The organism is Brenneria izadpanahii, from assembly GCF_017569925.1.
Taxonomy (GTDB): domain Bacteria; phylum Pseudomonadota; class Gammaproteobacteria; order Enterobacterales; family Enterobacteriaceae; genus Brenneria; species Brenneria izadpanahii.
Map to the genome: position 1 here is coordinate 3,915,320 of NZ_CP050854.1, position 17,422 is coordinate 3,932,741.

Here is a 17,422-nt window from a genome sequence, read left to right on the forward strand (position 1 = left end):
CGAGCCGTAAAAGATGATTAAATACCTGCAAGTCACTAAACCAGGAATTATTTTCGGTAACCTGATTTCTGTTATCGGCGGATTTCTCCTTGCCGCTCAAGGCAGTATTGATTACGTCCTGTTTCTCTCCACCCTGTTTGGCGTATCGCTGGTCGTTGCGTCGGGTTGCGTGTTTAACAATGTCATCGACCGCGATATCGACAAAAAAATGGAGAGAACCAAAAATCGAGTTTTGGTTAAGGGACTGATTTCACTGAAGGTAACTCTGGTTTACGCTTCTCTGTTGGGTATTGCCGGCTTTGCGTTGCTGTACATCGCGGCCAATCCGCTGGCCATGTGGCTGGCAGTGATGGGCTTCGTGGTCTATGTCGGCGTTTACAGTCTGTATATGAAGCGCCATTCGGTTTACGGCACGCTGATCGGCAGCCTGTCCGGCGCCGCGCCGCCGGTGATCGGTTATTGCGCCGTCAGCGGCCAGTTCGACGCCGGCGCGCTGATTTTGCTGCTGATTTTCAGCCTGTGGCAGATGCCGCACTCCTACGCGATCGCCATCTTTCGCCTGAAAGACTACCAGGCCGCCAATATTCCGGTATTGCCGGTAGTAAAAGGCATTTCCGTGGCGAAAAACCATATCACGCTCTACATTCTGGCATTCATGATCGCCACGCTGATGCTCTCTTTGGGCGGTTATGCCGGTTACAAATACCTGGTCGTCGCCGCCGCCGTCAGCGTATGGTGGCTGGGCATGGCGTTATCAGGCTATAAAAATGCCAATGATGACCGGGTCTGGGCCAAAAAACTGTTTATCTTTTCCATCGTCGCCATTACTTCGCTGAGCGTGATGATGTCCGTTGACTCCATCGCACCGGCGCAGGAAGCGCTGTTAACCTATTTGCGTTAACGCCGGCGCTCCGCTGCACAAAACAGGCGGCGCTCTCCGCCTGTTTTCTTTTCCCCTTCCGCCCTGCCCCGCCAAATCGCGTAACAAAGCTATCGTTTACGCGCTGACGGATATCGAACTAGAATAGCGCCGACTGTTTTCCAGAGGTATCAATGAACGACAATAAAATGACTCCCGGCGAACTACGTGCGACCTGGGGCTTAGGTACGGTATTTTCGCTGCGCATGCTCGGCATGTTCATGGTACTCCCCGTTCTGACCACCTACGGCATGGCGCTGCAGGGCGCCAGCGAGTCGCTTATCGGTATCGCCATTGGCATTTACGGCCTGATGCAGGCGATTTTCCAGATCCCCTTCGGCCTGATGTCAGACCGCGTCGGCCGGAAGCCGTTGATTGTCGGCGGCCTGCTGATCTTCACCCTGGGCAGCGTCATCGCCGCGCTCAGCGATTCAATCTGGGGCATTATCCTTGGCCGGGCGCTACAGGGCTCCGGCGCGATTTCCGCCGCCGTGATGGCGCTGCTTTCCGATCTTACCCGCGAGCAGAATCGTACCAAAGCGATGGCGTTTATCGGCGTCAGCTTCGGCGTCACCTTCGCTATCGCCATGGTGGTCGGTCCCATCGTCACCCATGCATTCGGATTGCAGGCTTTGTTCTGGGGCATCGCCGTTCTGGCGCTGATGGGCATCGTGATTACCTTAACCATGATCCCGGCGGCGCCATCGCATGTATTGAACCGGGAATCGGCGATTGTACGCGGCAGCTTCCGCAAGGTTTTAGCCAATAGCCGCCTGCTAAAACTAAACTTCGGCATCATGTGTTTGCATATTCTGCTGATGTCGAGTTTCGTGGCGCTGCCAAGAGTTATGGAACAAGCCGGGCTGGCGCCGCAGGACCACTGGAAAGTCTATCTGGTCACCATGCTGATTTCATTCGCCGGCGTGGTGCCGTTCATTATCTATGCCGAATTGAAACGGCGGATGATCCGGGTATTTATCCTCTGTATTGTGCTGCTGATCGCTGCGGAACTGGTGCTATGGGCGGCCGGAAACCAGCTCTGGCGCATCATTTTCGGCATTCAGCTATTCTTTCTCGCCTTTAACGTGATGGAAGCGCTGTTGCCGTCGCTGATCAGTAAAGAGTCCCCCGCCGGATACAAGGGAACCGCTATGGGCGTTTATTCCACGACGCAGTTTCTCGGCGTCGCCATCGGCGGTAGTCTGGGCGGCGGACTGTTCGATCTGTACGGTCCGGCGGCGGTCTTCGCCATTGGCGCAGGCATTGCCGCGCTGTGGCTGATCGTCGGCTTCACGATGCCGGAACCGCCTTATCTCAGCAGCCTGAGAATCACTCTCTCCGATTTAGCCTTAAAGAACAGCGACCTCGAACAGAAAATGCGAACCCAGCCGGGGGTTGCGGAGGTCATCATCGTGCCGGATGAGTACAGCGCCTACGTTAAGATCGATAACAAGCGAATCAGCAGACAGCAACTAGAGCAGTTGGTCAGACAGGCATAAGAACGACAAGGCCGGCAATGCCGGCCTGTAAAATCTTAATCGCGAAAATTGGTGAACTGGAACGGTTGCCCCAGATCGGCGCCGCGCACTAACGCCATCACGCTTTGCAAATCGTCGCGCGATTTTCCGGTCACCCGCACCTGTTCGCCCTGAATCTGGGCCTGCACCTTCAGTTTGCTGTCTTTAATCAGTTTAACGATTTTTTTCGCCAGCGCGCTTTCTATACCCTGCTTCAGCTTGGCCTCAACGCTGTAGGTTTTGCCGCTGTGATCCATCTCTTCAGGAACCTCCAGCGCGCCGCCTTCGATACCCCGCTTCATCAGTTTTTCACGCAGAATATCAACCAGTTGCTGAACCTGAAAATCCGATTCGCTGGCGACTTTGATGCTTTGTGATTTTTCATTCAGTTCAAAGCTGGCCGGCACATTGCGAAAATCCCAGCGAGTGCTCAGCTCACGCGTGGCGTTATCCACCGCATTACGGACTTCCTGCATATCAATTTCCGAAACAATATCGAAAGATGGCATAATCAATCTCCTGACAATTTTGACCGGCGAGCATAATAACCGCTCCTTTTCCATATACCCAATAGATTTCATGGCGCAAGACGGCGTCAATGCACGAACCCCAAACGCAAAGCATTTAGGGAGCAATACGCCGCCGCAACTTGAAAGATAATGGATATAACCGAATAGTGATGCAAATAGTAACCTATGACTGGCCTATATAAGAACGACTGTTCCCGTGTCAATAAAGGGAGTATCAAATGAAAATAACCGTTCTTGGTTGCGGTGCTATCGGGCAGCTATGGCTAGCCGCCTTCCATCAGCATGGGCATGATGTCCAAGGGTGGCTACGTATTCCACAACCTTTCTGCCCGGTTAATGTGATCCAGCTAAACGGGCAGCACTGTAATCTGAATCTGACCGCCAACGATCCCGAGCATCTGGCGCAAAGCGAGCTGTTATTGGTCACGTTAAAGGCCTGGCAGGTTTCTGATGCCGTTATCGCGTTACTGCCGCAACTAAACCCCCATTGCACTATTTTGTTATTACACAATGGAATGGGAACACACGAAGAGCTGCCGCCTCTCAGTCAGCCGCTGATTTTTGGCGTGACGACGCACGCAGCTCGCCGTGATGCCACCACCGTAGTCCATGTCGCGGCGGGCACAACGCACATCGGATCGGTCAACAATGCCGATACGCAAAGTCATTTTGCAGAAATACTGCACCAGGTTTTACCCGATGTCGCCTGGCATAACAATATTACCGCCACCTGCTGGCTAAAACTGGCGGCCAACTGCGTCATCAATCCGTTAACGGTGGTGTACCAATGCCAAAACGGAGACCTGCGGGATCATCCGCAACAGTTGGAATCGCTTTGTCAGGAAATAGCGGCCGTGATGGATCGGGAGGGCTTCCATACCTCAACGGAAAGCCTGCTAATCTACATTAACCAAGTTATTCAGAACACTGCGGCTAATATCTCTTCCATGCGGCAAGACATCATGGCGCAGCGGCATACCGAGATCGACTATATCACCGGTTATCTGCTGCGGCGGGCGCGTATCCACGGTCTGACGCTGCCCGAGAATAGCCGGCTGTTTGAAGCCATCAAGCGTAAGGAGAATGAATATGAGCGCATCGGTACTGGCGTGTCTGGCTCCTGGTAGCGAAGAAACCGAAGCCGTCACGACAATAGATCTCCTGATCAGAGCGGGCATTCAGGTTACGACCGCCAGCGTCGCCAGCGATGGCGGCCTGGAAATCATCTGTTCCCGCGGCGTAAAACTTTTGGCCGACGTTCCGCTGGTCGCGGTTGCCGATCGGCATTTTGACGCATTGATTTTACCGGGCGGGCTGCAAGGCGCCGAATGTTTTCGCGATAGCCCGCTGCTGGTGGAATGTATTCGTCAGACCCATCAGGAAGGAAAAATCATCGCGGCGATGTGCGCCTCGCCGGCCGTGGTGCTGGAACATCACCAGCTATTCCCCATCGGCAATATGACCGGTTATCCGGGGTTAAAAGATAAAATCGCGCCGGAGAAGTGGATGGATAAGCGGGTGGTTTACGATCCCCGCGTCAAGCTGCTGACCACCCAAGGTCCGGGCACCAGCATGGATTTCGCCCTGAAACTGATCGATCTGCTGCTGGGTAAAGAGAAAGCGGCGGAAGTGGCGGCACAGCTAATCCTGCCGCCCGGTATTTATAACTACCGGGACTGACAAAGAAGGGCGCGGTCCGGCGCCCTTCCCATCGCATTACGGACGGTACACCTTCACGTTGCTGAACCCTTGTTCGCGCAGGTACAGCGCCTGTAAACGGCTCATCACCCCGCGCTCGCAATAGAGCAGATAGGTTTTACTCTGGTCCAGATCGCCGAATTGCGTGCTCAATTTGTAAAATGGCAGCAATTTAATCTCGGCGCCGTTCGGCTCCAACGGTTTATCTTCCTGCTCGTCCGGCGCGCGGATATCCAGTAAGACATCCGTTGGCGCAAACGCCGCCACAGTTTCCACCTCAGCCACTTCCTGACTGGCTTGCTCGGCGATTTCGCGGATATCGATGTTACGCGCTTCGCTGACCACGCGTTCCAGAATCGAGAAATCGAACAGGCTTTCTTCATGCTCGATTTTAGCTTTAACCGCTTTCACCGTCGGGCTTTTGGAAATCACGCCGCAGTATTCCGGCATCGTTTTGGCGAAGTCTTCGGTTCCCAGTTGACGAGCCAGCTTGATGATGTGCTCTTTGTCATGAGAAATCAGCGGGCGCAAAATCAATGTATCGGAAGCATTATCGATCAGGCGCAGGTTCGTCAGCGTCTGACTGGAAACCTGTCCCAGCGCTTCGCCCGTCACCAATGCCTGAACGCCATAGCGTTCAGCCATTTTGGAAGCCGCGCGCACCATCATGCGCTTGAGCACCACGCCCATCTGACCATCATCGATCTTTTCAAGGATCTCGCCGACTACCGGCTCAAAATCAATGGCAATGAAACGCACCCGATGTGAACTGCCAAAACGGCTCCACAGATAATGCGCGACCTGCTTAACGCCGATTTCATGAGCCGCGCCGCCCAGATTAAAGAAGCAGTAATGCACCCGACAGCCGCGGCGCATCAGCATATAGCTGGATACGCCGGAATCGAAGCCGCCGGAAATCAGCGACAAGACGTCTTCCTGCGTGCCGATGGGAAAGCCGCCAATCCCTTCGTAGCGGCCATTAATCAGCAGCAGCCGATCCTGATCGATTTCCAGATGGACGGTAACCTGCGGAGACGTAAGGTTTACCCTGGCGGTTTCAATATGCTGGTTCAAACCGCCGCCGACATAGCGCTCCACGTCCTGAGAGCTAAACTCATGCTTACCCCGGCGTTTCACGCGCACGCAAAACGTTTTCCCTTCCAGTTGCTCGCGGTACAGCGCCAGCGTCTGCTCAAAGATGTCATGAATATCGCTATAGGCGCGATCTTCAACATCCAGAATGTGATGAATGCCGGGAATACGCGTCAGCGCATCGCGAATACTCTCATGCTGGCTTTCGTCTTTTGCGCGAACTTCTATATGATCCCAGTGACGGACAACCGCCAGCGTTTCATCATGATTTTTGAGTACGTTGCGGATGTTCCCCGTCAGAATCTTGATAAAGCGCAACCGCACGGATTGGCTTTTGATGGTGATTTCCGGGAACAATTTAATGATAAACTTCATGGCGGCTGTCGTTACTTGATCAGATAGGGTGTAAATAAATTTACCCTGAGCGCTAAAATCACGTTATCGGTAAAATTAGCCAGACAGCGATGATTTTACCGATAGCATCCAGGGCGCGGAGTATATCATTATCTATACCCAAAGTAATTGGCGTTACGGCCAATCACGCGGCGGCATCAAATAATCAGCCTATAACCAATATATTTCGATATCCAGGAAGGCGGAAGCCCCAACGGGGCGAGGCCCAGCGAAGGGCCGAGTAATAAGCGCGGCCGCGCGCCTGCAATTTGAAAGATGACGGGGATATAGAGATTGCCCTATGCTTTAGCCGTATAATTGCATCGGCATTGGTTGATGTTCGCATGTAAAATAACGCTATGCAGTAACCACACCGCAGCGTATAAACCAGGATTCTGAAAATACTATGCCCAAGAAAACCGAGCAGCCAGTGAGTTTTGAAAACGCGCTGAACGAGCTGGAAAAAATCGTGACCCGCCTTGAATCCGGTGAATTGCCGTTGGAAGAGGCTCTGAATGAATTTGAGCATGGAATACAGCTTGCGCGTCAGGGGCAGCAAAAACTGCAACAGGCTGAGCAGCGGGTACAGATTTTACTTAGCGATGAGCCGGATGCGGAGCTGTCGCCTTTTACCCCGGACAGTGAGCCGCTATGACAGACTTCTCCGAACAATTGGATGCCCACTGCCAGCGGACTAATCGTATCCTGAGTCATTTCATCTCCGCGTTACCCTTTCAGAGTAGTCCACTGGTTAACGCCATGGGTTATGGTTCATTGTTAGGCGGCAAGCGGCTGCGTCCATTTCTGGTTTATACTACGGGTGAACTGTTTGGTATGCCGCTGGAAAGTCTGGATGCGCCCGCCGCGGCGGTAGAATGCATTCATGCCTATTCATTAATCCATGACGATCTACCGGCGATGGACAATGATGATCTGCGTCGCGGTCAGCCGACCTGTCATATCAAGTTTGGCGAAGCCAGCGCCGTTTTGGCCGGAGATGCCCTGCAAACGTTAGCATTCTCAATTTTAGCTGATGCCCCGATGCCGCAAGTTACGGTGCAAAATCGCCTGGCGATGTTGTCCGAGCTGGCCCAGGCCAGCGGCGTCGCAGGCATGTGCGGCGGCCAGGCGTTGGATTTGGCGGCGGAAGGCCATCAGGTGGATTTGGCCGCGCTGGAGCAGATCCACCGGCATAAGACGGGCGCGCTAATCCGCGCGGCGGTAAGACTGGGCGCGCTGGCGGCCGGCGAGCCGGGCCGGGCGGCGTTGCCTTACCTCGATCGCTACGCCAACGCTATCGGTCTGGCCTTTCAGGTACAGGACGATATTTTAGATGTGGTCGGGGATAGCGCCACGACGGGGAAACGTCAGGGCGCCGATCAACAACTGGGTAAGAGTACCTATCCCGGCTTGCTGGGGTTGCAAGGCGCGCGGGAAAAGGCGCGGGAGCTTTACCAGGAATCACTGGCGTCGCTGGACGATCTGGTCGCTTCCAGCCAAGAACCATTGAATATTGAGCCATTACAAGCGCTGGCGAATTTCATCGTCGAGCGCAACAAATAAAATCTCTAAACGAGTCTCTAATGAGTTTTGATACAGCGAAATACCCTACATTATCGTTAGTGGAAACACCCGATGAACTGCGTCTGCTACCGAAAGAGAGCCTGCCGAAGCTGTGTGATGAACTTCGCCAATATTTATTGGATAGCGTCAGCCGTTCAAGCGGTCATTTCGCCTCAGGATTAGGGACCGTTGAACTCACGGTCGCCCTGCATTACGTCTACAACACGCCGTTCGATCACCTGGTCTGGGATGTCGGGCATCAGGCCTATCCGCACAAAATCCTGACGGGCCGCCGCGACCGTATCGCCACCATTCGTCAAAAAGGCGGTTTACACCCCTTCCCGTGGCGTGAGGAAAGCGAATATGACGTATTAAGCGTCGGCCATTCGTCAACCTCAATCAGCGCCGGACTGGGTATGGCCGTCGCCGCGGAGCGTGAAGGGAAAGGCCGCCGCACCGTTTGCGTGATCGGCGACGGCGCCATTACCGCGGGAATGGCCTTTGAAGCCATGAACCACGCCGGCGATATTAACGCCGACCTGCTGGTGGTGCTGAACGACAACGAAATGTCGATTTCAGAGAACGTCGGCGCGCTGAACAACCACCTGGCGCAGTTGCTGTCCGGCAAGCTGTACGCCAGCCTGCGCGAAGGGGGCAAAAAAGTGTTATCCGGACTGCCGCCGATCAAGGAACTGGTCAAACGGACGGAAGAACATCTCAAGGGCATGGTGGTTCCGGGCACTCTGTTTGAAGAGCTGGGATTTAATTATATCGGTCCGGTGGATGGTCACGACGTGCAGGCGCTGGCGCAAACGCTGAAAAATATGCGCAGTCTGAAAGGTCCGCAACTGCTGCACATTATGACCAAAAAGGGTAAAGGCTATGCCCCGGCAGAACAGGATCCCATTAGCTGGCATGCGGTGCCCAAGTTCGATCCCGCCAGCGGCACGCTGCCGAAAAGCAAAGACAACCTGCCGACCTATTCCAAGATTTTCGGTCAATGGCTCCAGGAAACCGCGGCGAAAGACAGTAAATTGATGGCCATCACCCCCGCGATGCGTGAAGGATCCGGCATGGTGCAGTTCTCCCGTGACTATCCGCAGCAATATTTTGACGTCGCCATCGCCGAACAGCACGCGGTTACTTTTGCCGCCGGTCTGGCCGTTGGGGGATACAACCCGGTAGTGGCGATTTACTCCACCTTTTTGCAGCGCGCCTACGATCAGGTTATCCATGACGTCGCCATTCAAAATCTGCCGGTGCTATTCGCCATCGATCGCGGCGGCATTGTCGGCGCCGACGGTCAGACGCATCAGGGCGCTTTCGATCTGTCGTTTTTACGCTGCATCCCCAACATGGTCATTATGACGCCAAGCGACGAAAATGAATGCCGTCAGATGCTGCACACCGGTTATCACTACAAGAAAGGACCGGCGGCGGTGCGCTATCCCCGCGGCAGCGGCGTCGGCGCGGATTTAGCTCCGCTGGCTGAATTGCCGATTGGCAAAGGCGTCGTGCGGCGTCAGGGCAAAGGGATCGCAATCCTTAACTTCGGCACGCTATTGCCGGAAGCGCAAAAAGCCGCGGACAAACTGAACGCTACGCTGGTGGATATGCGTTTCGTCAAACCGTTGGATGAAGCGCTAATTATGGAAATGGCGAACACCCACGATACGCTGGTTACGCTGGAAGAAAACGCCGTTATGGGCGGCGCGGGCAGCGGCGTAAACGAGCTGCTGATGGCAAAACGCAAACCGCTGCCGGTACTGAATATCGGCCTGCCGGACGCCTTCGTTCCTCAAGGTGTGCAGGAAGAAATCCGCGCCGATCTCGGTCTGGATGCCGCAGGCATCGCACGTCGCATCCAGGAGTGGCTGGCCTAACGCCCTCCTACGCGGAATAGCGCTTTCACCGGCGTTATTCCGCCCTTCCCTATTTTTCATTTCACATGGAACCCAAGCCGCGCTCCCGCCACTCAAGGAAATCGAAAAGGAGAAATGGCATGAGCAGTAAGCGAGGTTTCCACATCGTCATGTCCAAGCTGATGAAACGGTATCAGGTTGACGCGGAAAAAGCGGCGGAGAACGGGCACGATGTCTATATCATTACGCTGGAAGATGAAATGCAGATCCTGCTGTTGGGGAACCAGCAGGATTACCTGAACATCATCAGCCCGGTTATCTCGCTGGAGCCGGACGTCAGCGCGCGCCCCGACATTCTGTTATCGCTGCTTTCCATGAATATGTGGAACACCAAACATCCGGTGTTCAACATTGGTCTTGATATCCGCAACATGCAAGTCATGCTTTCGTGCCGGCAGGCGCTGGCCGAGTTGGATGAAGCCGAAACCTATAAATTAGTTGGTTCATTTATCGATACGGCATCAAAACTGAAAGCCTGGATCAACAAGCTGATGAATTCCTCCGCAGGGAAATAGATCGCCCGCGTTTGCCTGACATCTCCTTTTCATCAATCAGTGATGACCGCAGTACATGCATTACGCCGGACTAAAACGGAAATTTATCCTACGCCGCTACATCACTCTTAAGACGTTAAAAAGGTTAAGGACAGGAAAACCATGCTAAACGCCACGCACAACAGATATTTCCCCGGAGGAGTTGCGGTAAACCCGCTGGAAAATTTCAGCCGAGAACGTACGGTTAAACTCCATGACGCGGTCAGCGCGCAAGAGTTGGGCATTGGCGCTTATGAAGGCAAACGCGTCAGCGTCAGCGCCGCCACGATGGAACACTTGCAACTGGCGCAGGAAACGCTGCGCAAAGTGAAGATGCTGTTGCCCTATGGGGCGGGCAACCAAAAAGTGGAAATGGTTTACACCAACGGAGAAAGTTCAGCGCGCGCGCTAATGCACAGAAATAACGCGTCCATTGACAACCCCATCCCTAACGCTTATCAGGCCGCACGCTATCAGGCGGGTAACTGCGCAGAAAATGCTGATGTAGCCTATACGTTGCTGGCGCAGAAGCAAATCAACGCGCCGGTGTTATATGTAAGCGATAGCGATTGGGAGCATAACTACATACTCATTGGCGATCCGCGCGATCAAACATGGGGAGAGAAAAATACCGTGGTCGTAGATCCTTGGGTCAGGTATCCCGCGGCGGTCACGCTGGAACAAGCCAGCCGGCGTAATCCTTATCCCGAGCCGGAATATCAGAGAGCCCGCAATGCGTCGCCTCTGACCGGCGCCCAGGCGTTAAACAGCATACGCCACGTGACTACCGACGAAGTAAGCCACTATCTCGCCGAGATTGAACTCCCTTCCCTCGGTGACGATTTTCTGGAATGGTTTTCCCAAAGCGGAGTTGAGTCTGAAACGTTTGATGAGAAAACCGCCGCCAAAGATCCCAGCACGCGTTATTCAAGCAACCTTTTTAACGCCAGATCAATGGACGATATCGCGCAGGCTACGGTGTCCCGGCAGCGCGCGGCGCAGCAAGCCTGGAATAATTCGCCATATCGATGGTAGCGCTCGCTTTTGCCTGTTTACTCGCGGGGAATGCTTCACGCTATTGAGAATGACCGCGGTATATGCATTACGCCGGCGGCCTACTTAGAACGGAATTTATCCTACGCCGGCACATCGCTTTCAATACGTTACAAGGATAAGGACGGAAAACCATGCTAAACGCCACGCATAACAGATACTTCCCTGGAAGGGTTACGGTAAACCCGCTGGAAAATTTCAGCAGCGAACGTACGGTCAAACTCCATGACGCGGCCAGCGCGCAAGAGTTGGGCATTGGCGCTTATGAAGGCAAACGCGTCAGCGTCAGCGCATCCACGATGGAGCACTTGCAGCTGGCTCAGGAAGCGTTGCGCAAGGTGAAGATGCTGCTGCCCTACGGCGCGGGCAATCAAACGGCTGAGGTTTTATATACCGGCGGCGAGAGCATGGCCCGTACCTATATGGTCAGAAGAACGCCGTTCTCCTCTCCAATCCAGGCCGCATGGGACGCCGCCCGCCATCAGTCCGGCAATTGTCAGGAATTCGCCAGCGTAAGCTATACGCTATTGGCGCAACAATCGATTAATGCCCCGGTATCCTTCGTGAAGGATCAAAACTGGTGTCATGCCTATGTTTTGATCGGCGATCCGCGCGATCAGACCTGGGGAGAAAAAAATACTGTCGTGGTCGATCCCTGGGTCAGATATCCTTCCGCCGTCACACTACAGGAGTCGAAAAATCGCACTCCGGCCCTGCCGGCCCTTTATCAGCGCCCCCCTAATGCAGCGCCGCTCCCGGCGGCGCTGACGCTCAATCATATAAAGCACGTGACCAGCGGTGAAGTGGCGAACTACCTGCGGCAGAACCAATACCCGCCGATCGGCCGGAGCTATATCCAGTTGAATGATTACTACGGCGTACTCAGTAGTCTGTTGGATGAGCGGCTCGTCGCCAAAGACCCCAGCACGCGCTATTCCAGCGACGCCTTAAGCGCCAGGTCAATGGACGACATCGCCCAGGCCACGGTGTCCCGGCAACGCGCGGCGCAACAAGCCTGGGATGATTCGCCTTACTAAGCGGGCCAACGCGCCTTACAGGAGCGTCAGTGGATGCGGGCAAACACATTTAAATCAAGGCCAGTAGGCCCCAATGCCGTAGATTATGCCGGCGGCAATCACCCCGGCGACGATATCGTCGATCATAATGCCCATTCCGCCATGCACATTGCGATCGAACCAGCGGATCGGCCAGGGCTTCCAGATATCCAGGCAACGAAACGCCACAAAGCCTACAGCGACCCACCGCCAGTCGTTTACCGGTATGCTCATCAGGGTAATCCACATGCCGACAAACTCGTCCCAGACGATGCTGCCGTGATCGTGAACCCCCATATCTTTTGCCGTCCGATGACACAGATAAACGCCGATACAGATGCTGAACATCACCACCAGCGCATAAAGCTCGGTAGGAAGAAACGACATCACATACCACAGCGGGATCGCCGCCAGCGATCCGAATGTGCCGGGCATCCAGGGCGCCAAACCACTGCCGAATCCCGTAGCCAGCAGGTGCCACGGGTTGCTCAAATGCAGCCGGCTTTTTGCCGTTTGCGACCCTTTAGTTTTACTGGCTAAAATGGTCATATCCCTTCCAGTTCAATTCAATCTCTTTCTCGCCCCGGAAGAAACGCACCCCTTCGGATGAAGGCGATATTTGCCCGATACAGGTATAAGCGGCGCCCAGATGGCCTAATGCCATATCCAGCGCGCCACGGTTGATTTCAGGTACGGTGAAGCACAGTTCGTAATCTTCGCCGCCTGACAGCGCCCAGCGCAGAGCCTGCTCGGCATCGACATGATCGCGCAGCCAAGGCGAGTGGGGAATGGCGTCCAGATTGATTCGCGCCCCACATTCACTGCTTTTCAGCACGTGACGTAAATCGGAAATCAGGCCGTCGGAAATATCAATCGCCGAACTGGCCAAATCACGCAGCGCCTGCCCTTGCAATATTCGGGGCTGCGGACGCAGATGACGCTGAATCAGCGCCTGACGGGCATGCTCGTCATCGATCGACAATTCGCCCTGTAGCAGCGCCAGCCCGGCCGCGCTATCCCCCAGCGAGCCGGTAACGTAAACCCAATCGCCTATCCGGGCGCCTTTGCGGGTCAATGCGCGCCCAGCGGGGACTAAACCGTAAATCGTCAACGTCAGGCTCAGAGGGCCTCTAGTAGTATCGCCGCCGATTAACTGCATGCCGTAATAGTCGAGCAGTTCAAACAGGCTATCGCTATAACCAGACAGCCAGTTGCTGTTTGTTTCAGGCAGGGTGATTGCCAGCGATAACCAAGCGGGATCGGCGCCCATTGCCGCCAAATCGCTTAAATTGACCGCCAGTGATTTGTAACCCAAATCCGCAGGATCGATATCGGGTAAAAAATGAATCCCGGATACCAACGTATCGGTACTCACCGCCAGTAATTGTTTTTCGGCAACCGACAATAACGCGCAATCGTCTCCGATACCCAACGCAACATCCCGGCGTGAACTTCTGCCCCGATTGAAATAGCGGGCAATAAGGTCAAACTCACCTTCAACCATAACCTTTCCAGCCAGCGTTTAACTTAAAAGGCCAGGGCCGGATATCCGGCCCTGACTTATTTATTTTTTACCTTTCCGCACCGAAGGCGCAGCCTTGTCGAGCACGCCATTAACAAACTTATGACTATCCTCGGCGCCAAATACCTTGGCCAGTTCTATCGCTTCATTGATAGCCACTTTGTAAGGAACATCGTCGCGTTTGCTGAGTTCAAATATGGCCAAGCGCAGAATAGCCCTTTCAACCTGCCCCAACTCATCGAGCTGACGCGACAGGAAAGGCGCCATCAGTTGATCCAATTTTTCTGCCTGAGTGGCGACGCCCGCCAGCAGCTCTCGGAAATAGGTGATGTCGACATCTTTGACATCCTGCTCGCTCAGGAATTGTAGTTCAATATCGGCAATATCGTTTTTAGACAATTGCCAGGAATAAAGCGCTTGAACCGCACATTCACGGGCGCGGCGACGAGCAGCAGGTTTCACGGAATTCCCCTTACTTAATCAGGCTTACTTATTAATAGCTTTCAATACATTAATCATTTCTAACGCGGTCAAGGCAGCTTCTGCGCCTTTATTACCCGCCTTCGTGCCGGCGCGTTCAATAGCCTGCTCAATACTTTCTGTGGTCAGCACCCCGAAGGCAACCGGGACATCGCTGGTCATAGCGACTTGTGACAAACCTGAGCTGCATTCGCCAGCAACAAATTCAAAATGGGCTGTTCCACCACGGATAACCGTTCCCAGCGCGACCACGGCATCGTAACCGCCGTTTTGAGTGCTTTTGGTCAGCGCGCGAACGGCTAACGGCAACTCATAGGCTCCAGGAACCCAAACAACGGTAATATTCTCGTCTTTAACCTGACCGATGCGTTTCAATGCATCAACGGCGCCTTCCAACAGGCTGTCGTTAATAAAATGGTTAAAACGAGCAATAGCAATCGCCACGCGGGCATCAGGAGTAGCGACAACACCTTCAATAACGTTCATAGCTTTCCTTTATCTGGTCTTTATACCCCGCAGGGGGGCGGATTCTATCATATTCTTCCGGTTACGTATTCGGTTTTAACCGCAGCCGTAAATCCGGTCCGACCTGGCGAACATCAATTATCTCAAACTCAGGCGCCAGCGACAGTTGGCTTAATCCCGGCAGGACGCAGAGCCCGCGAGCATCGTCGCCCAAAAGCTTCGGCGCCAGATAGACAATGAGTTCGTCCACCACGCCGGCCGTCAATAGGGCGCCCGCCAGGTTCGCGCCGGCTTCAACCCATACTGAATTAACCTGCCGCTTGCCCAGCACCATCATCAGAGCGACCAGATCGATACCGCCATTGTGCTGCGGCAACCGGAGTTGCTCAACATTTTCAGGCCAGGCCTGCTCATCCGTCTGCGTGCGCGCCAGCCAGGTTTGCCCCGGCTGCGAAATGATACGATGTTGCGGGGTAACACGCCGCCGGCTATCAACAATGACGCGTACGGGCTGCCGCACATGCTCGGCTGGGTAAACCCGCTGCGTATCGGCGTCCATCTCCTGCCAACGCACGGTCAACGATGGATCATCCGCCAATACCGTGGCGCTGCTGCTTAGGATAGCTGCGCTCTCCGCCCGAAAACGCTGCACATCCCGCCGGGCCTGCGGCGAGGTGATCCACTGGCTTTCCCCTGAGGCCATTGCCGTCCGGCCATCCAGCGAGGCGGCCATTTTAAGCTGTACATAGGGAAAACCGGTACGCATACGCTTCAGAAACCCCGGATTGACCTTCTCCGCCTCAGACAACATCAACCCATGACTGACATCGACGCCGGCCTGCTGCAAACGGCGTAACCCTCGCCCCGCCACCTGGGGGTTAGGATCCTGCATGGCGGCGACAACCCGGGAAATGCCGGCCGCGATCAGCGCGTCCGCGCAAGGCGGAGTTCTGCCATGATGGCTGCATGGCTCCAGCGTGACGTAAGCCGTCGCGCCACGGGCCCGCTCTCCGGCCATCCGCAGCGCATGAACTTCTGCGTGAGGCTCACCGGCGCGCAAGTGGTATCCTTCCCCGACAATCTCGCCGTCTTTGACTATCACGCAGCCGACATTAGGATTGGGTGCGGTAGTAAACCGCCCACGGCGCGCCAGCTCAAGCGCCCGCGCCATATACCGCTCATCCTGCGAAAGCGCCAATTCGTCCAGTGGATTACCCATTCCCCGCGCCTCTTCTCTCTGTTGGGCCTATTACCCCGCCGCGCTTAATCTTGCAGGCGAGCAATCTCTTCACCGAATTCCCGGATATCCTCAAAACTTCGATACACCGACGCAAAGCGGATATAAGCGACCTTATCCAGCTTTTTCAGCGCGTCCATCACCAAATTACCTATCATCTTGGCCGTCACTTCCCGCTCACCGGTTGCGCGCAGCTGAGATTTAATATGGTTAATCGCCATTTCAACATCATCAGAACTGACCGGCCGCTTCTCTAAGGCCTTGAGCATGCCACTGCGCAATTTATCTTCATTGAATGGTTCACGCACATCGTTACTTTTTATAACCCGGGGCAACACCAACTCCGCCACCTCAAATGTGGTAAAACGTTCATTACAAACCAGGCACTGCCGACGACGGCGTACCTGGGAACCTTCACCGACCAGACGGGAATCGATAACTTTGGTATCCACAGCGGAACAAAATGGGCAATGCATAATGCTTCCTGACCACTAATCCTTAACATAGAGACAGTTTACCCTGAATTAACAGACTAACCAAAGCACCTGAATATTGTTGCGAACTGATTCGCATGCCCTGGAAATCGCATAAAAATATCCAGCGATCGATACCCCATGGATAGCGCGATGCCGGCAGCCTATGACTTGCCTACGATCACGGCTAAACTGTCAGAAAAGAGAACTGAAGGATTCGTAAATAAAACCACGCAGGGGAAACGCTGAAATGACAACCCGATACCGCATACTCTCAATTCTGCCAGCCCTGGTTTTCCTGGCCGGCTGTGCGCAACAACGCCAGGTGCCGCAGTTGCAAAATCAATTGAGTCAGTTGAACCACCAATTACAAACGCTGACCGACCAGGCCGCCGCGCTGGAACAACAAAATGCGCTGAATGAACACTCAGACTCCGGCGTCTATTTATTGCCGGCGGCGCAAAGCAGCGCGGTATTGCAAAGCGATATCGGTCAGCTTCGCGTATCACTCAGTCATATCGAAACTGAAGCCAACGGCACCCGCGCGCTGTTGAATATTCGCACCCTTGATGCGGCCCGCTTGCCTGGGTTCAGCGCTCATGTAGATTGGGGGCAAATCGACCCCGTAAGCGGAAAACCATTAATCAGCGATACGCAAACGCAGGCGTTCAGGTTCCTGCCTCCGCTGTTGCCCAAAACCGAAACGGCGATCGAACTGAGGCTTAGCGGGCTATCCCCGGAGCAACTGGGTTTTGTCCGGTTATACCGCATAACGCGCGAAGAGCAGACGCCGCCGCCCGTTGCCAGCACCGATGCGCCTTAACCGGCATCGGCGGCCTAACGGCCCGCAGGATGGATAATCAGGCATAAAAAACTGCGCCTTACTCAGTTGGATCTCCAACTTTTAGGGCGCAGTTAAAAATGGGGCTCAGACTAATGATCAAACTGCCTTCGTAATACCGACACTCCC

19 protein-coding genes are annotated in these 17,422 nt (G+C 54.4%); 11 read left to right on the top strand and 8 right to left on the bottom strand.

Features of this window, described 5'->3' with window-relative positions; all coding sequences use genetic code 11:
- Window positions 1–13: 13 nt before the first annotated feature.
- On the top strand, window positions 14–901 hold the full coding sequence (gene cyoE, locus HC231_RS17480) for a heme o synthase (protein WP_208228003.1): 888 nt from the start codon (window positions 14–16) through the stop codon (window positions 899–901).
- 152 nt (window positions 902–1,053) lie between these two features.
- Window positions 1,054–2,418 (top strand): MFS transporter, encoded by a 1,365-nt coding sequence (locus HC231_RS17485; RefSeq protein WP_208228004.1) that lies wholly within the window; start codon window positions 1,054–1,056, stop codon window positions 2,416–2,418.
- 35 nt (window positions 2,419–2,453) lie between these two features.
- Here the strand turns inward: HC231_RS17485 and HC231_RS17490 are convergent, their stop codons facing one another.
- Window positions 2,454–2,945: a YajQ family cyclic di-GMP-binding protein gene (locus HC231_RS17490; RefSeq protein WP_208228005.1), complete on the bottom strand. Its 492-nt coding sequence runs from the start codon at window positions 2,943–2,945 to the stop codon at window positions 2,454–2,456.
- A 239-nt stretch (window positions 2,946–3,184) separates the two neighbouring features.
- Here HC231_RS17490 and panE point away from each other — a divergent pair, with 239 nt between their 5' ends.
- Together panE and yajL are read left to right on the top strand one after the other, a co-directional pair.
- Window positions 3,185–4,093: a 2-dehydropantoate 2-reductase gene (gene panE / locus HC231_RS17495; RefSeq protein ID WP_208228006.1), complete on the top strand. Its 909-nt coding sequence runs from the start codon at window positions 3,185–3,187 to the stop codon at window positions 4,091–4,093.
- Window positions 4,056–4,646 carry a protein deglycase YajL gene (yajL, locus tag HC231_RS17500; protein ID WP_208228007.1) on the top strand — a complete coding sequence of 197 codons (591 nt, stop codon included), beginning with the start codon at window positions 4,056–4,058 and terminating at the stop codon, window positions 4,644–4,646. Before panE ends, yajL begins: the two co-directional genes overlap by 38 nt.
- A 36-nt stretch (window positions 4,647–4,682) precedes the next feature.
- Here the strand turns inward: yajL and thiI are convergent, their stop codons facing one another.
- The gene (thiI, locus tag HC231_RS17505; RefSeq protein ID WP_208228008.1) at window positions 4,683–6,131 is read right to left on the bottom strand and encodes a tRNA uracil 4-sulfurtransferase ThiI; all 1,449 of its coding nucleotides are present in this window, start codon (window positions 6,129–6,131) and stop codon (window positions 4,683–4,685) included.
- A 424-nt stretch (window positions 6,132–6,555) separates the two neighbouring features.
- Here thiI and xseB point away from each other — a divergent pair, with 424 nt between their 5' ends.
- The 6 genes from xseB (at window position 6,556) to HC231_RS17535 (ending at window position 12,257) form a co-directional block, all read left to right on the top strand.
- Window positions 6,556–6,804: an exodeoxyribonuclease VII small subunit gene (gene xseB, locus HC231_RS17510; RefSeq protein ID WP_208228009.1), complete on the top strand. Its 249-nt coding sequence runs from the start codon at window positions 6,556–6,558 to the stop codon at window positions 6,802–6,804.
- Window positions 6,801–7,712 carry a (2E,6E)-farnesyl diphosphate synthase gene (gene ispA / locus HC231_RS17515; RefSeq protein WP_208228010.1) on the top strand — a complete coding sequence of 304 codons (912 nt, stop codon included), beginning with the start codon at window positions 6,801–6,803 and terminating at the stop codon, window positions 7,710–7,712. Before xseB ends, ispA begins: the two co-directional genes overlap by 4 nt.
- Before the next feature lie 20 nt (window positions 7,713–7,732).
- Entirely contained in the window at window positions 7,733–9,595 is a 1,863-nt protein-coding gene (gene dxs, locus HC231_RS17520; RefSeq protein ID WP_208228011.1) for a 1-deoxy-D-xylulose-5-phosphate synthase, read from the top strand.
- 119 nt (window positions 9,596–9,714) lie between these two features.
- Window positions 9,715–10,149, top strand: a complete 435-nt coding sequence (locus tag HC231_RS17525; protein ID WP_208228012.1) for a CesT family type III secretion system chaperone — start codon at window positions 9,715–9,717, stop codon at window positions 10,147–10,149.
- Window positions 10,150–10,290: 141 nt separating this feature from the next.
- Entirely contained in the window at window positions 10,291–11,202 is a 912-nt protein-coding gene (locus HC231_RS17530) for a hypothetical protein (protein WP_208228013.1), read from the top strand.
- A 152-nt stretch (window positions 11,203–11,354) separates the two neighbouring features.
- Entirely contained in the window at window positions 11,355–12,257 is a 903-nt protein-coding gene (locus tag HC231_RS17535) for a hypothetical protein (RefSeq protein WP_208228014.1), read from the top strand.
- 54 nt (window positions 12,258–12,311) lie between these two features.
- On the opposite strand, the gene pgpA is transcribed toward HC231_RS17535, so the two are convergent.
- The 6 genes from pgpA to nrdR form a co-directional block, all read right to left on the bottom strand.
- Complete coding sequence (gene pgpA, locus HC231_RS17540) at window positions 12,312–12,824, bottom strand: phosphatidylglycerophosphatase A (protein WP_208228015.1); 513 nt, start codon at window positions 12,822–12,824, stop codon at window positions 12,312–12,314.
- On the bottom strand, window positions 12,805–13,779 hold the full coding sequence (thiL, locus tag HC231_RS17545; protein ID WP_208228016.1) for a thiamine-phosphate kinase: 975 nt from the start codon (window positions 13,777–13,779) through the stop codon (window positions 12,805–12,807). The genes pgpA and thiL overlap by 20 nt, the downstream gene beginning before the upstream one ends.
- Before the next feature lie 60 nt (window positions 13,780–13,839).
- A complete protein-coding gene (gene nusB / locus HC231_RS17550; RefSeq protein ID WP_208228017.1) occupies window positions 13,840–14,259 on the bottom strand; it encodes a transcription antitermination factor NusB in 420 nt (139 codons plus the stop codon).
- A 24-nt stretch (window positions 14,260–14,283) separates the two neighbouring features.
- Entirely contained in the window at window positions 14,284–14,763 is a 480-nt protein-coding gene (ribH, locus tag HC231_RS17555; protein WP_208228018.1) for a 6,7-dimethyl-8-ribityllumazine synthase, read from the bottom strand.
- A 61-nt stretch (window positions 14,764–14,824) separates the two neighbouring features.
- On the bottom strand, window positions 14,825–15,961 hold the full coding sequence (gene ribD / locus HC231_RS17560) for a bifunctional diaminohydroxyphosphoribosylaminopyrimidine deaminase/5-amino-6-(5-phosphoribosylamino)uracil reductase RibD (RefSeq protein ID WP_208228019.1): 1,137 nt from the start codon (window positions 15,959–15,961) through the stop codon (window positions 14,825–14,827).
- Window positions 15,962–16,005: 44 nt separating this feature from the next.
- Window positions 16,006–16,455 carry a transcriptional regulator NrdR gene (gene nrdR, locus HC231_RS17565; protein ID WP_208228020.1) on the bottom strand — a complete coding sequence of 150 codons (450 nt, stop codon included), beginning with the start codon at window positions 16,453–16,455 and terminating at the stop codon, window positions 16,006–16,008.
- 247 nt (window positions 16,456–16,702) lie between these two features.
- Between nrdR and HC231_RS17570 the strand changes: the two genes are divergently transcribed.
- Complete coding sequence (locus HC231_RS17570; RefSeq protein ID WP_208228021.1) at window positions 16,703–17,275, top strand: SadB/YajI family lipoprotein; 573 nt, start codon at window positions 16,703–16,705, stop codon at window positions 17,273–17,275.
- Window positions 17,276–17,422 lie beyond the last annotated feature (147 nt).

What these genes read in the sequence shown, in the direction of transcription:
- cyoE (WP_208228003.1), top strand. Translation starts at nt 14, where the DNA reads ATGATTAAATACCTGCAAGTCACTAAACCAGGAATTATTTTCGGTAAC.
- HC231_RS17485 (WP_208228004.1), top strand. Translation starts at nt 1,054, where the DNA reads ATGAACGACAATAAAATGACTCCCGGCGAACTACGTGCGACCTGGGGC.
- HC231_RS17490 (WP_208228005.1), bottom strand. Translation starts at nt 2,945, where the DNA reads ATGCCATCTTTCGATATTGTTTCGGAAATTGATATGCAGGAAGTCCGT.
- panE (WP_208228006.1), top strand. Translation starts at nt 3,185, where the DNA reads ATGAAAATAACCGTTCTTGGTTGCGGTGCTATCGGGCAGCTATGGCTA.
- yajL (WP_208228007.1), top strand. Translation starts at nt 4,056, where the DNA reads ATGAGCGCATCGGTACTGGCGTGTCTGGCTCCTGGTAGCGAAGAAACC.
- thiI (WP_208228008.1), bottom strand. Translation starts at nt 6,131, where the DNA reads ATGAAGTTTATCATTAAATTGTTCCCGGAAATCACCATCAAAAGCCAA.
- xseB (WP_208228009.1), top strand. Translation starts at nt 6,556, where the DNA reads ATGCCCAAGAAAACCGAGCAGCCAGTGAGTTTTGAAAACGCGCTGAAC.
- ispA (WP_208228010.1), top strand. Translation starts at nt 6,801, where the DNA reads ATGACAGACTTCTCCGAACAATTGGATGCCCACTGCCAGCGGACTAAT.
- dxs (WP_208228011.1), top strand. Translation starts at nt 7,733, where the DNA reads ATGAGTTTTGATACAGCGAAATACCCTACATTATCGTTAGTGGAAACA.
- HC231_RS17525 (WP_208228012.1), top strand. Translation starts at nt 9,715, where the DNA reads ATGAGCAGTAAGCGAGGTTTCCACATCGTCATGTCCAAGCTGATGAAA.
- HC231_RS17530 (WP_208228013.1), top strand. Translation starts at nt 10,291, where the DNA reads ATGCTAAACGCCACGCACAACAGATATTTCCCCGGAGGAGTTGCGGTA.
- HC231_RS17535 (WP_208228014.1), top strand. Translation starts at nt 11,355, where the DNA reads ATGCTAAACGCCACGCATAACAGATACTTCCCTGGAAGGGTTACGGTA.
- pgpA (WP_208228015.1), bottom strand. Translation starts at nt 12,824, where the DNA reads ATGACCATTTTAGCCAGTAAAACTAAAGGGTCGCAAACGGCAAAAAGC.
- thiL (WP_208228016.1), bottom strand. Translation starts at nt 13,779, where the DNA reads ATGGTTGAAGGTGAGTTTGACCTTATTGCCCGCTATTTCAATCGGGGC.
- ribH (WP_208228018.1), bottom strand. Translation starts at nt 14,763, where the DNA reads ATGAACGTTATTGAAGGTGTTGTCGCTACTCCTGATGCCCGCGTGGCG.
- ribD (WP_208228019.1), bottom strand. Translation starts at nt 15,961, where the DNA reads ATGGGTAATCCACTGGACGAATTGGCGCTTTCGCAGGATGAGCGGTAT.
- nrdR (WP_208228020.1), bottom strand. Translation starts at nt 16,455, where the DNA reads ATGCATTGCCCATTTTGTTCCGCTGTGGATACCAAAGTTATCGATTCC.
- HC231_RS17570 (WP_208228021.1), top strand. Translation starts at nt 16,703, where the DNA reads ATGACAACCCGATACCGCATACTCTCAATTCTGCCAGCCCTGGTTTTC.